Consider the following 13,604-nt stretch of genomic DNA (forward strand, 5'->3'; position numbering starts at 1 on the left):
TCGCGCCGGCCAACCTCTGCTACACTCGCCACTAATCCGCAAACCACAACGACAACCGAACCATGATCTCATCCGTGTTCCAGATTCTCGGTGGCTTGGCGCTGTTCATGCTGGCCATGGAAATGATGACCACCGGCCTGAAGAACGCCGCTGGCCACCAGTTACGACACCTGTTAGGTACCTGGACCAGGACACCCCTGCGGGGCCTGATGGCCGGCTTCGCCATCACCGGTATTGTGCAGCATTCCGGGGCGGTTACCGTTGCCACCATTGGCTTTGTCAACGCGGGCCTGCTGACCCTGGCTCAGTCTCTCGGGGTCATTTTCGGTTCCAACATAGGCACCACCATGACCGCCTGGCTGGTCAGCCTGGTGGGGTTCGGGTTCAAGATCGAAGCCCTGGCGCTGCCGCTGCTGGCCGCCGGTGTCGGCTTCAAGATGATCAGCCGCAATCAGCGGAACCAGTTCCTGGGGGAGGCGCTGGCGGGCTTTGCGCTGTTTTTCCTCGGCCTGTCGATTCTCAAGACCGCACTGGAATCCCTGGCCGGAGGCTTTACCGACGGCGGTATTATCAGCCCGGATTACGGCCTGTTTACGTTTCTGGTCATCGGGTTTCTGGCCACGGTTCTGACGCAATCCTCCAGCGCCGCCCTGGCCATTGTTCTGACCGCTGCAGCCGGTGGCTTGATCGGTCTCGACAATGCGGCAGCAGCGGTGATCGGCGCCAACCTGGGCTCCACTTCTACGGCTGCCCTGTCGGCCCTCAAAGCCACCGCCAATGCCCGCCGGCTGGCGATTGGCCATATCCTGTTCAACGTGTTTACCGGCGCCATCGCCCTGATAATCCTGCCGGTGATGCTGTGGACCGTGGCGATGCTGACCGACTGGCTGAACCTGGAAGCCAACCCCGCTGTGTCTCTGGCGCTGTTCCACACCCTGTTCAATGTGCTGGGGGCGGCCATTATGCTGCCGTTTACCAAACCCTTTGCCCGGTTTCTGGGCCGGATGTTCCGGAGCAAGGAGGAAGATAACGCCGTGCCCCGTTATCTGGACGATACCCTGATCACCACGCCAGAACTGGCGATCGGGGCGGTGGACCAGGAAATGAAACGACTGATCGGCCATAGCCGGGGCCTGCTGAGGGTGTGTCTTGATCGGGAGAGCCTGACCGAAGCCGATATCCGGCCGAAAGCCGATGCCATCCGCAACCTGAACCAGGCGATCACTGACTATATCGGCCGGTTGAGGGCGGAAAAAATGCACCCGTCGGTGGTGGATGCCCTGACCATCAGCATCCGCACCTGCCGCTACCTGGCCGAAGCCACTGATCTGACCACCCGGCTATTGCAGCTGCGGCAGCTAAGCCACCGGACAGAGTTTGCCGAGCAAGCTGAGACACTGGAGCACTATCTGGATACCATCCGGGAGCTGGTCGCATCAGAAGGCCCGGCTGAGGCGTTGCTTGCCGAGGCAGAGGGCACTTACCACCGGTTGAAAAACGCGATGTTGCAGATGATGGTACGGCGGGATTTCAGCACCGCCCTGGGGGACCAGGCTCTGGATACCCTGAGTTCTGTACGGCGGCTCAATGACCAGTGGAGCAAGGCCCTGAAATGGCAACCGGCCACCCATTTGCTCAATGGCGCCCAGCATCAGCTGCCGGAGTCGGAAAACCTGCAGTAGCGGTTTTTGCCCTCCCGTTTGGCGCGATACATGGCCTGGTCTGCCTGGCGTAACAGCTGGTCGCCATCCAGCTCCGCGTTTTGTGGGTAAACGGTGTAACCCAGACTGGCAGATACTTCAACGCTGTGGTCTGCCACCCACACGGGATCGCCAATTTTTGTCAATATGCGCACCAGCAACGCCTCCAGGGTTTGCTGGTCGGCGACGTTCACCACGATGGCGGCAAATTCATCACCTCCCAGCCGGGCCAGGGTGTCTTCCTCGCGCAGGGTTGAACGCATGCGGCGGGCAACTTCCACCAACAAACCATCCCCTGCGTGGTGCCCGAAGGCATCGTTGATGGGTTTGAAATGATCCAGATCGATGTAAATCACCGCCAACTGATAGTTCTGCCGGCGGGCCTGGGCCATGGATTGCTGCAGACGGTCCGAGAACAGCACCCGATTCGGCAAGCCGGTCAGTGAATCATAGTGCGCCATGGTGCGCAGCTGTTTCTCGGTTTCCTTAAGCTGGGTGACATCACTGAACACCCCGACGAAATGACTGAGCTGCCCCTGCTCATCGAACACGCTGCTCAGGGTGAGGCTGAGCACGATGGCGTGACCATCCCGATGCCGGCTGGAGAATTCGCCGGTCCAGACGCCGTGCTTACGCGCCGCAATCAGGATGGCACTGCCTTCGTCCATGGGCATGGGTGGCAGGCTGCCCACCGCCACCTTGTGGTCCCGCCCGGTAATCAGTGAGTAGGCTTCATTGATGTCCATGACAACACCGTGGGCATCGGTGATAAAAATAGCTTCACGGGCATTCTCAAACACTCGCAGGGCCAGTCGCTGGCGCTCCTCTGCATACTTACGGCGGGTAATGTCGTACCAGGAACAGAGAATGGAAGGGCTCTCCTGATCGTGCTCATAGACCGGCGCCAGGGTCATATCCACCCAGACATCGGAACCGTCCGAATGCACGAACATCCACTCGGACTGTGCCACTTCTCCGGTCGTTACCCGCCTGATCAGTGCATCCGCTTTTTGCAGGGAAGGTGTACCGTCCGGCTGCGCATGGGGCGAGAAAGTGGGCAAGCCCTTACCTAAAAGCGATGCCTCGGAGGTGTAACCCACCAGATCCACGGCGGCACGGTTGCAATTGATCAGTTCCCCGTTACGGATCATCAGCATCGGCTGGGGCCAGCTGCCAATGAGCTCACGCTGGCGCCGCTCCTCGGTAGCCAGTTGGCGCTTCTTGCGGCTTAGCCAGAGGCTGGTGACCACGAGCATTACAAAGAGTACCGCAACCGTCAGCACCCAGATCCGATACTGGTTCAGCACATCCACCCAGGTGACTCGCGGCACCTGGTCATAGGGCGCCACTTTCAGGGTTCGGGCCACATCCTCAACTGACTCGTAGTCGGCTGGAGGCGAGAATCCCGCCAGGCCTGCCGCCCGTGCGGCAGGATGACCAGGTTCCAGAGCAAACAGCGCAGACGCCACCCTACGCACAATCCGACTATCCACATGAGGTAGAGAGACCAGCGGCCACTCAGGATATAGCCGGGTAGACACCGAAAACGGAAAGCCGGTCAGTGTCTGCACATGAATCATTTTCAGCTTGTTTGCCAACGCCGGATTTTCCCGGATGAGTTCTTCGTATATACCGGTTCGGACAAACCCGACATCGGTATCGCCGGTCAATACCGCTCGAATGACTCGGTCGTGATTACCCAGATGCACCATCCGGTTGTGGCGGAGAATGTCCACACCCGCATCCCTCAGCTCCAGCGCCGCTGCCTGAAAGCCACCGAGGTAATGAATACCCGGGGTAGCTATGCTTTTGCCTCTGAGGTCTGCCAGGCGATCGATGTCACTGCGTTCGGCGCGGGTAAGGATAAGGCCACCAATACTGCCAGTGGAACGGCCTTGCCACTCCCGTTGCAGGGTGGCCAGCACCCCGGTCAGGCTGCGCTCGCTGCGAATCATCAGGAAGTGGCTGGGGTTGGTCAAAAAGAAATCCACCCGATTCGAGGCCAGCGCCCGGTTCATGTCATCCTGGTTGAATACCCACAGCCGTACCTCCAATCCGGTTTCCTGGCTCAAATACTCTGCCAGCAGGCTATAACGTTCCTGGATCACCGGTTCTGGCCGGTAAGACAGAATCCCCAGAGTGACCGCCCCCTTGGCCACGGCTAACGGTGCCCAGAGCCCGGCCAGCAGGCCTAGCACCAGAATAAGCGTGCGGGAACACCGCCGGTTCATGACAAACTCCGGGGCAGGAATGACGGGTCGCAAAGGCGTTCGTAAACAGGATGGCTGGCCATCAACCCCTCGCGGACCAGAATGCCGGACAGTCGTTTCGCGACCACCTCAATCCGGCCATGATGCGCCAGGTATCGTTGGTTGGCTGCAAGCTCCGGAAGCATCACCGTGGCCAGGGACCGGCGCACCGAATCCGGCGTTATTCCCTGACGGGTGGCCACTCGATACACTGCATCATGCATGCTGCGCACCAGGTGATGCTGGCCCCGGAAGTAGCCGTACACCAGATCACGCACCGCACCGGGTTTTCGGCGGGCGGCTGCCTCAGTAACTATCAGGGTATCAAAGATGGTATCGGGCACCTGACTGCTGTCGAATAACCGGGTACCTCCGGCCTGCTCCAGCACCGAGGCGGTCGGCTCGTAGCATACCGACGCTTCAATATCGCCATTTTGCCAGGCGGACAAATGGCGATTCACCGGCAGATCAACCAACGAAACCTGATCGGTGCTCAAGCCGGCCCGCTCCAGAATAGAGAACAGCATAATCCCCGAGACGCCACCCAGTTCGACGGCGATGGGCCGGCCCCGGAGCCCGGCAAGACTGGTGATGGAGGGTTTGACCATCAGGACATCGGCACCAACAGACACGTTGGTAACCGTTACCACACGCAGGGGTACGCCCTCCGCATAGACCCGTAACGCCTCATCCAGGGTCAAGGCAGCGGCATCCAGCTCGCCGGCCAGCAGGCCCGCCATGGAGTCGCTGGCTGCCGAATGTTTGACCAGCCGAACGGAATCCGGCAGCCAGCCAAACTCCTCCGCCAGGTACAGGGGTTCGTAACCAATCCAGGGATGAATGCCAGTACGCAACGGTGCGGATTTTGAACAACCGGCCAGCCCCAGAGCCGAAAGGGCGGCAACGGACAGTTGCAGGAATTGGCGGCGGTTCATTCAGGCTCCGGAGCGGCATCGATTATTCGGATACTAATACGTAGCCACTATAGCGGTAAATCTGACCAAAGCATTGCACCGGGTCAATTTCAGATTCTGAATGTCATCAGATTCTTGCCGCTCAACCCAAAGCCAGAAAGATCCCCATTAACACCGGCGACAGAAACGACAGTAAAAAGCCGGAGGCAATCGCCACCGGTACACAGGCAAGGCCGCCGCTGCTTCGAATAACGGGAAGGGTGAAATCCATGGCGGTTGCACCACCGTAGCCGATGGCCATGGCCGGGCGCGCACCAATAACCAGCGGAATGATGGCAAGGGCGATGATTTCCCGCAGCACATCGTTCAGGAAGGCCACGCCACCCCAGGCGGGCCCCAGGGCATCGCCGATCACGATGCCAGACAACGAATACCAGCCAAACCCGGAGGCCAGAGCCAGGGACTGGTGCCACGGCACACCCAGCCACGGAATCAGCAAAAGGCCCGCCAGCAGGGAACTCAACGCCAGCGCCAGCGCAATGCCCAGGCCCTGTCGGTTCATCAGCAATTTGCGGAGCGACAACCCGGCGTTACGCAACTGCAGCCCGATAAAGAACAGCAACAGCATAAGCGCCCAGGTAGCCACATCGTCAACCAGCGGCAGTTGCGGTAACAGGAAGTAGCCGGCCAGGGCCCCAGCGACAACCGCCAGTAACGGTTTCAAACCGGCGAGGAACAACCGGCGGTAACTCGGCTTCTCCTGCCCCGCCTCTTCTCCCGTGGACATAGGCTGCCAGCGGTGGAACAACCATAGGCCCACCATGTTGGCCACCAGCAGCACCATGACCAACCCCGCCACCTGAGCAGCCATGGTGCCTAACTGGTCCAGCAGGCCATCCATTTGACCAAGACCAAGACCCAGCAGAGCCAGAATGAAATAGACCAGGGCTTCCACGGTATAGTGTATTACCGTCATCAGACGGCGGTTAGAGAGCGCTATGGCAAAGCCCAGGAACAAAGGCGCCAGAACAAGCAACGCACCGGTCAGCATAAACCCCTCACGGGCAGGTTAGACAATATAGGAAACCGGCTTCGTGAGCCGGCAACAGGACTGGGTCAATGCAGGCCCTGGCCAGAACGGTCCTGAACCAGCACCCAGGGGGCAATCACCACGGCCCAGAGTTCGGCATTGCGATCGTACCAGGCGCGGGCGAGATCGGGCGCGACCTCCCCTACCTGGCCGCCCGACATCCAGTGCTCGAACTGCGCCTTGTTGTCGGCGGTCAGTTCGGCCGCCACGTTCAACAGATCCAGCTCCGGTGCTACCCGCACCACCTGGCCGCGGGCGTAATAGGTTTGCAGCTCGTGCCAGTGAATGCGGGAGGTTTCCAGGTTCAGCCGTGCTTTGATTTCGTCAGGGGATTCAGAAGAAGACATAACACCTCAACTAAGCAGCTACTCATTCAGGCGCGCCAGCCTAACGCAAATTGGCCAATCACGCACTCGTCACGGCCTGCGCTTAATCATGCCCCTTGCGTATTTTCTTTCACTATTCGATGAATATCATCCGCGAGCGTCATCGGGTCAAAGGGTTTGGGAATAACACCGATGGCCCCCAATGCCAGGTATTCTTGAATTTCAGCGCTCTGAATACGGGCAGTCATAAAAATCACCGGTGTGGATCGTGTCGCGTCCAGAGCTCTTAATCTCCGCATGGTCTCAGGTCCATCCATTTCGGGCATCATCACGTCCAGAAGAATCAGATCCGGCTCGAACTCAGGAGCCACTTCCAAGGCTTGTTGGCCAGAGCTGCAAAGTGCTGCGTTAAATCCACCCACATCCTGCAATGCGAGCTCGGCAATGGCCCGTATATCCGGATCGTCTTCCACATACAGAACTTTATTCAGCGATGCTTCAGGAACGGACGCCATACTGCGACTCCTCGGTGGATGGTTTCAGTTCCAGACCAATACGCCGCAAAAGTCGCTGACAGTCATCACTGTCTGACTGCCCCCCTGCAATCAATGCGGCGGCCCGCATCACCAGGCGATCTTCACGGGTACTGTCTTTGGGCAAAAAATGCACCGCGCCAATCATATCTCTCAGACTCAGCGGCAGCTTCCAGTGTACTTTCAGGCGATTGCCGTAATCCTGAGACCACTGGCCAATGCACTGCTCTACCTCTGAACCGTTCAGCGAGCCTCCTTCTGCCGTGAACTGATTCAACACTTTCAGAACAGCCATCTCTCCCAAGCGGCTCAGGAGCCCCGCCTGTTGAAATGAAGAGGGCGACTTCCCCAGCCCGATCGCTAGTTTTTGAGCCTCACGCGACACCTGCAATGCCATGTCGTGGAAAGCTCTGGCCTGAGCCTGCAGGTCCGGATTGTCTATCTTACCGGCCACATCCAGTGCCAGCGCCAGGGCTTGATTCAACGCCATGGCCACGCCCATATTGCTGATGGCATCCCGGAGGGATTCAACCGGCTTGCCCGTGCGCCGAAATGAACTGCTATTAGCCACGTCCAGCAGGCGGGCCGTCAGCGCCGCTTCCTCACGCCAGCGCTCCGCCAGCTGAGCCGGTGACAATTCTTGCTGCCTGCCGATCAGCTCCAGTACATCCGCAGGATCGATGTCCGTCGGCAATTGAACCACCGAATTTAACGACGCCCTCAAATACTCATCTGCGGAGCCGTGACCAAGCTCGACGGCAGGGACCAGCTTGGTCAGACGTTCGTGCAACAGCAGTACATCCAGGGGCTTGCTAATGTATCCGCTGATACCATGGTGGGCTGCCCTGAGTACCGATTCCCGATCAGAACGCCCGGAAACCATCACAATAGGTACGTCACGATCACCAGCGCGCACTCGCTTGACCAGATCGAGCCCGGAACCGTCTGGCAGCTGCCAGTCAATAAGATACAACTGGTAACGGCCATCACTGTCTAGCAGTTGTTGGGCCTCGCTCAAAGATCGCGCAAGACTAACGTTAGCCCCTTGATGAATGCCCGCCACGACCGTTTCAAGCAGCTCACCCACCAGCTCGTCGTCTTCCAGTATCAATGCTTTCAACAGGCACCTCTCAAGATGTCATTCCAACAGGAGACGGATCATAGAGCGTAACACCATTACGCCCACCCCGTTTTCGTTGGTAAAGTGCCTGATCAGCGGCCTCGATGGCTTGATCGGAAACAGGAAAATCGTTGATTAACGCGACGCCGGCACTCAGGGTAACCTGAAAACTGTCATCCCCTGCCCAGAACACGAGTTCGGCAAAACTCTTACCAATGGCTTCGATGAGTTTCACCGCCACCGCCGGCTCACAATCGGGCAGAATCAACAGAAACTCTTCGCCACCATAACGCCCGATTACATCAGACTCGCGCAGCCGGTTGCGCAGTAAATTGGCCAGGGTACGAATAACAATATCGCCCTGACCATGCCCCCAGGTATCGTTTACCCGCTTGAAGTGGTCCAGATCCAGCATGACCACACACGAAGTGTGACCGGCGCGGCGACAGCGGGCCAGCTCTCGGTCGACTTCCTGTTTGATCAGCGAATGTTTGAGCAACCCGGTGAGGCTGTCACGGTTCATCAGGTCCGATAACTGGCGGGCGCGGTAACAACGAATCCGCACCGACCGAACAAGGTAATCATCGGTGACCGGCTTCACCAGAAACTCATCGGCGCCTTTAGACAGCGCATCCAGCTGGTTTTCAGGATTGTCTTCCGATGACAGATACACAATTGGCAAACCCAACCAGCGCGGCTCGTAACGTATCAGCCTGGCAAGCGTAACGCCTGAGTAATCCCGTAACTGAACATCCATCAGAACAAGGTCTGGCTCAAACGCCGACAGTTCCGACATCAAGTCCGCCGGGTCAGAAACCAGGCGGGCAATGATGCCAGCCTGCTTGAGCACCAGGCAATAGTGCTCTCCCAGCTCCAGATCATCGTCGACGATCAACACCCGGCCCTGGGGACGGGAACCTCGTTCCAACGCCAGTGACTCGATCCGTTCTGCCAGTTCCAGCATGTCCAGCGGCTCACAGAAATAAGCAGTTGCCCCCTGTTCTGCGACCCGATACAAAGTCTCGAACGAGTCCTCGTGGCCAACACATACCACCGGGAATCTGCGATGCTCGGCTTTCGGTAGGTATTGCTCACGAAAGTCCATGACGTCGCCAAGCTCTGAATCCACACACAGCAGGATCGAAGCGTTGTTGAGCTCTGTAAGGCGGGCAGCAACGTCGCTCGGGCGATCAATAGAGCCCGATTCACAGAAAAAACCGTAGACGGCTAACGATTTAACCAGGTCAGCCAGATAATCAATGCTATGCCCGAGGGCCATGACATTGACCTGCATGCCATGGGCCCCGTCGTATGAATCCGCTGCGGCTGGAGCCCCTGCCTGAGCACCCGCGGCAGAGGTCATTTCAGGAGCCTTTTCCAGTAGCCTGGCAAGATGTCGAAGTTCATCGGCAAGTTCTACAGAAACCGACACCACGTCATGCGCACTTGCACCGCTGTCGGCCGCCGACTCACGGCACGACTTCATCTGCTTTTCTATCGCCCTGGCCGCCTGTCCGAGTTCCGGAAAACCGAATGTCCCCGAAGAACCCGCCATCCGGTGCAACAACTGATAACACTTGTCCAGCTCAGACTGCGGCAGCTGTTGCTGATCAATCAAGCTCGCAAATCCTGACAGCGTTTCAATGTCGCCCCGGGCACGCTCCAAGAACCGTTCCTGCAGACGCCTCAGACGTTCCTGCAAATGATCAACGGCTATATTACTCAAAAGGCATTCCTCACTATTTTATTCACAGCATCTAGTGCACTATTCTCATGAAAGCATGTTTTATCTACGACATCTATTCGTCTAAGGGCCTTTCTTGCGAACTTTAAGCCTCAACGCCCGTGTTGTCCTGATTACCAGCTCAAGCATTGTTATCAGCGTAGCTCTGATTCTTTTTATTGCCTACGACAGACTGGTTCGCGATTTCGAGCAGGTACTTACGGAGCGCCAGGCGCTGAAAACATCGGCCGTGGCCAGTCGGGTAAACGAGGAACTGACCATACGCCTGAACGCGCTGGGCGCATTTGCCAGCGTGCTGACGGACGGCGGCAACCTGTTACCCTTGCCGCAACTCCAAACGATGCTGGGGCGCCAACCTACCCTGGAAAGGCTGTTTGGCGGCGGGCTACTGATTTTTGATGGCCAGAGCGTCGCCGTCGCTGAGAACCGTTTTGTACCCAATCGGTTAGGGACTTCCTACGCTGATCGCCCCCATTTCAAACGGGCCATGCAAGCCCGTACGCCGATTGTCAGCCGGCCAATTATTGGACGGACAACCGGCTTGCCACTGTTGTCGTTTCTCGCTCCGATTGAAAGTGATGATGGCGACTTACTCGGGCTGGCCGGGGGCACGATCAACCTGGCAGAAGCAGGCATTCTTCCTGCAGAGCTCAAGGCTGAAGAAGGCACTATTCTCAAGGTATTGGATACAGGAAACTTTGTTCAGGTAGATGCGATGCAGAAGGGGCAACCGGCACCCGACCTTCCGAACCCCGGCGAAGATCCACTGATCGACGCGGCCTTATCAGGGATATCTTTCGGCGTGGTCACAGATCTCTCCGGACAAGACTGGGTGTACACCACTCACCACCTGGATCGGCTCGGTTGGTTATTCCTGAGCGCGGCACCTTATGAGCGAGCTACTCAGCCCGCCCGGGCTTCGTTTCGCAGCTTTCTCTGGATCAGCGTCTTGGCAATGCTGCCATTGCTGCTTTTAACTTATGTAGTGTCTATGGCAGCTACCCGACAACTGGGCGACATGTCCGGAAAAATAAAAAAGATGGCGGAAGACAGCTCTTCTGCCCAGCGGTTAACCACTAAAGGGCCCGCAGAAACCCGAAATCTGGCGAAAGCGTTCAACACCCTGATGGAAGAGCGAGAAGCGCTGGACCTTCTGAAAAACCAGTTTGTGTCGAACGTCAGTCATGAACTGCGCACGCCGCTGACATCTATCAATGGCGCTCTTAAGCTACTGCAATCCAACTCCGCCGGCGAGTTGCCGCCGAAAGCCTCAGCCATGGTTGAGCTGGCTTTGCGCAACGGCCAGCAGCTGCAATCACTGATTACCGACCTTCTGGACTTTGAAAAAGCCGTGGCCGGCAAACTCAGCGTCCAGATCCGTGACATCGACCTTACTGAAGCCATTGAGGCTGCGTGTACCGGGAACCAGCCGATGGCCAGGCATTACTCCGTGAGAATTGTTGCCGAAAGCGATAACAGCCTCAGCGTGTTTGCGGATCCGGCCCGGCTGCGCCAAGTCCTTGATAATTTTATCAGCAACGCCGTAAAACACTCGCCAAGCGGTGGCGTAGTTACTGTTAAAGCAAGCTCCACAACCTCCGGGGTTGTGCGCATCACCGTTTCAGACCAGGGAGACGGAGTTCCCGAACACTTCTTACCGCAATTATTCCAACGATTTGCCCAGGCAGAAGCTGGCTCTAACCGGGCCAAAGCCGGCACCGGATTGGGGCTTGCCATATGCCGGGAACTTGCACATTTGATGTCCGGTGAGGTGGGCTACGATTACTCAAATGGCGCCCACTTCTGGCTGGAGCTTCCTGAAGCCGATCACCAGGGCGAGGAACATTTATGAGAACGCCTGACCGGCCCCAAAATGAAACTTTACGGCTGTCAGCCCTTGAAGCAGCTCAGCTGCTGGACACACCGCCGGAAGAACGATTTGACCGAATTACCAGGCTCGCAGCCAAAACCTTTGATGTGCCTATATGCCTGGTCTCCCTGATTGACAGGGATCGCCAGTGGTTCAAATCCTGCTATGGCCTCGGCGTTCGCGAGACGGCCCGCGACATTTCCTTCTGTGGCCATGCAATTCTCGGCGCCGATACCTTCGTGGTTGAGAATGCATTGCAGGACGAACGATTTGCAGACAACCCCCTGGTCACTGGCGAGCCCAGCATCCGATTCTATGCCGGTGCACCGCTGGAGGACCGGAATGGTTTTCGTTTGGGCACTTTGTGCCTGATCGACAGGAAGCCGAGAACCTTTTCCAGCGACGATCAAAAGACACTGCGCGATTTTGCTGATCTGGTCGAACGGGAATTTCAGTATCAGGAGCTGGGGACCTACTATGCGGAGAGAACCCAGGCACTGAATATCCTGAACGACATTTCGCTGGACTCCAATGGCAGCGTCTCTCAGCGCATCGAGCGCGCTTTGGCGATTGCCAATCAGTATCTCAAGTTGGAAACCGCCATTGTCAGCAATATCACCGGCGGCGTGTACACGGTCCTTTGGCACCACGAGCGGCATCCGACGTCTCTGGAGAACGGCATTACATTCCCGCTGGAGCAGACCTACTGCTCACTCCTGGCGGCCCAGGGTAGCGTCCTTGCCATCAATCATATGGGGCGTTCACGCTTCAGCGAGCACCCGTGTTATCAGCAATTCCAGCTGGAGAGTTATCTGGCAGCACCGGTGTGGATCGATGATGAACTGTTCGGAACGGTGAACTTTTCCTCGACCATCCCCCGTCGCCCAGTGTTTACGGAAACGGAAAAGACATTCGTCAACCTTCTTGGCCGCTGGATCGCCGACATCATTCAGCAGCAAAAACACACGGAAGTACTCGACAAACTGGTCGCTAACGCGCCAGGAATGCTCTATCAGTATCGCCTGTGGCCCGACGGCCATAGCACCTTTCCCTACACCAGTGGCGGGATTCAGGCCATTTACCAGATCAGCGCAGAGCAGGCTGCCAAGGATGCTTCGCCGGCCTTTGAACGTATTCACCCGGATGACTTGCCCATTGTCGCCGATTCGATACAGTCATCTGCGCAGAATTTGACACCATGGATCCAGAAATACCGTATTCGCTGGCAGGACGATAGCTGGCGCTGGGTAGAGGGTAAGGCGCGACCTGAGCGACTACCCGATGACAGCGTGCTATGGCACGGATACATCGTAGACATCGATGAGCGCCACAAGATCGAGGAAATGAAAAGCCAGTTTATTTCCACGGTCAGCCATGAGCTTCGCACACCGTTGACCTCGATCGCCGGCTCACTGGGCCTTATCAACAGCGGCTCTCTGGGCCCTTTACCCGAGAAAGCTCAGCAGATGGCGTCTATTGCCCTCAGAAACACCGAACAACTCAAACATCTGATCAATGATTTGCTCGATATTGAAAAACTGGTATCCGGCCGCATGCCCATGCACCCAACCAGGCAGCCTGTTGCCCCGGTTATCGAGGAATCGATCGAGCGCCTGGCGCCTTATCTGGAAAGCCGGCAAATACAGGTTGTCCAGCAACAAAATCACTCAGATATAACGGCCTGGTTCGATCCACAGCGCCTCAGCCAGGCACTGACCAACCTGCTCTCGAACGCTGCCAAGTTTTCAGAGCAGGGCGCCTATGTAGAGATCTCTACCAAACAATTCACTGATCACATCAGAATCTCGATCACAGACCACGGTACGGGAGTTCCCGAGAGCTTTCGGCCTCACATCTTCCAGAAATTTGCACAGGCCGACAGTTCAAGCACAAGGGGCAGGCAGGGTACCGGGCTGGGGCTGGCGATTACGCGGGAAATCATGACGCAAATGGGTGGCAGCGTTGATTTCGAGTCAGAAGAAGGCAAAGGCGCCACCTTCTGGCTTGAACTGCCCCTTGAGCAACCGGCTGAGCCTGTAAAATGAGGAACGCTGACGA

10 protein-coding genes are annotated in these 13,604 nt (G+C 57.4%); 3 read left to right on the forward strand and 7 right to left on the reverse strand.

Annotated elements, in window-relative coordinates:
- The first annotated feature begins 62 nt into the window (after positions 1–62).
- Positions 63–1,682 (forward strand): Na/Pi cotransporter family protein, encoded by a 1,620-nt coding sequence (locus tag RVM24_RS15205; protein WP_374812594.1) that lies wholly within the window; start codon positions 63–65, stop codon positions 1,680–1,682.
- Here RVM24_RS15205 and RVM24_RS15210 read toward each other — a convergent pair.
- The 7 genes from RVM24_RS15210 to RVM24_RS15240 all read right to left on the reverse strand — a co-directional run bounded on the left by RVM24_RS15210 (position 1,652) and on the right by RVM24_RS15240 (position 9,658).
- On the reverse strand, positions 1,652–3,931 hold the full coding sequence (locus RVM24_RS15210) for a diguanylate cyclase domain-containing protein (RefSeq protein WP_431474306.1): 2,280 nt from the start codon (positions 3,929–3,931) through the stop codon (positions 1,652–1,654). The genes RVM24_RS15205 and RVM24_RS15210 overlap by 31 nt on opposite strands.
- Positions 3,928–4,884: an ABC transporter substrate-binding protein gene (locus RVM24_RS15215; protein ID WP_061330906.1), complete on the reverse strand. Its 957-nt coding sequence runs from the start codon at positions 4,882–4,884 to the stop codon at positions 3,928–3,930. The genes RVM24_RS15210 and RVM24_RS15215 overlap by 4 nt, the downstream gene beginning before the upstream one ends.
- 121 nt (positions 4,885–5,005) lie before the next feature.
- The gene (locus RVM24_RS15220) at positions 5,006–5,914 is read right to left on the reverse strand and encodes a lysine exporter LysO family protein (protein ID WP_061330907.1); all 909 of its coding nucleotides are present in this window, start codon (positions 5,912–5,914) and stop codon (positions 5,006–5,008) included.
- Between the two features lie 65 nt (positions 5,915–5,979).
- Positions 5,980–6,300: a DUF2288 domain-containing protein gene (locus tag RVM24_RS15225; protein WP_061330908.1), complete on the reverse strand. Its 321-nt coding sequence runs from the start codon at positions 6,298–6,300 to the stop codon at positions 5,980–5,982.
- 86 nt (positions 6,301–6,386) lie between these two features.
- Entirely contained in the window at positions 6,387–6,794 is a 408-nt protein-coding gene (locus RVM24_RS15230) for a response regulator (RefSeq protein ID WP_230712784.1), read from the reverse strand.
- Complete coding sequence (locus RVM24_RS15235) at positions 6,778–7,932, reverse strand: HDOD domain-containing protein (RefSeq protein WP_230712782.1); 1,155 nt, start codon at positions 7,930–7,932, stop codon at positions 6,778–6,780. The genes RVM24_RS15230 and RVM24_RS15235 overlap by 17 nt, the downstream gene beginning before the upstream one ends.
- A 10-nt stretch (positions 7,933–7,942) precedes the next feature.
- Positions 7,943–9,658 (reverse strand): diguanylate cyclase, encoded by a 1,716-nt coding sequence (locus RVM24_RS15240; RefSeq protein WP_230712780.1) that lies wholly within the window; start codon positions 9,656–9,658, stop codon positions 7,943–7,945.
- 94 nt (positions 9,659–9,752) lie between these two features.
- Between RVM24_RS15240 and RVM24_RS15245 the strand changes: the two genes are divergently transcribed.
- The gene (locus RVM24_RS15245; protein WP_431474307.1) at positions 9,753–11,528 is read left to right on the forward strand and encodes a sensor histidine kinase; all 1,776 of its coding nucleotides are present in this window, start codon (positions 9,753–9,755) and stop codon (positions 11,526–11,528) included.
- Positions 11,525–13,591: a GAF domain-containing protein gene (locus RVM24_RS15250; RefSeq protein WP_431474308.1), complete on the forward strand. Its 2,067-nt coding sequence runs from the start codon at positions 11,525–11,527 to the stop codon at positions 13,589–13,591. The genes RVM24_RS15245 and RVM24_RS15250 overlap by 4 nt, the downstream gene beginning before the upstream one ends.
- Positions 13,592–13,604 lie beyond the last annotated feature (13 nt).

The sequence above is a fragment of the Marinobacter sp. KM021 genome, from assembly GCF_050707965.1.
GTDB classification, from domain to species: Bacteria; Pseudomonadota; Gammaproteobacteria; order Pseudomonadales; family Oleiphilaceae; genus Marinobacter; species Marinobacter shengliensis.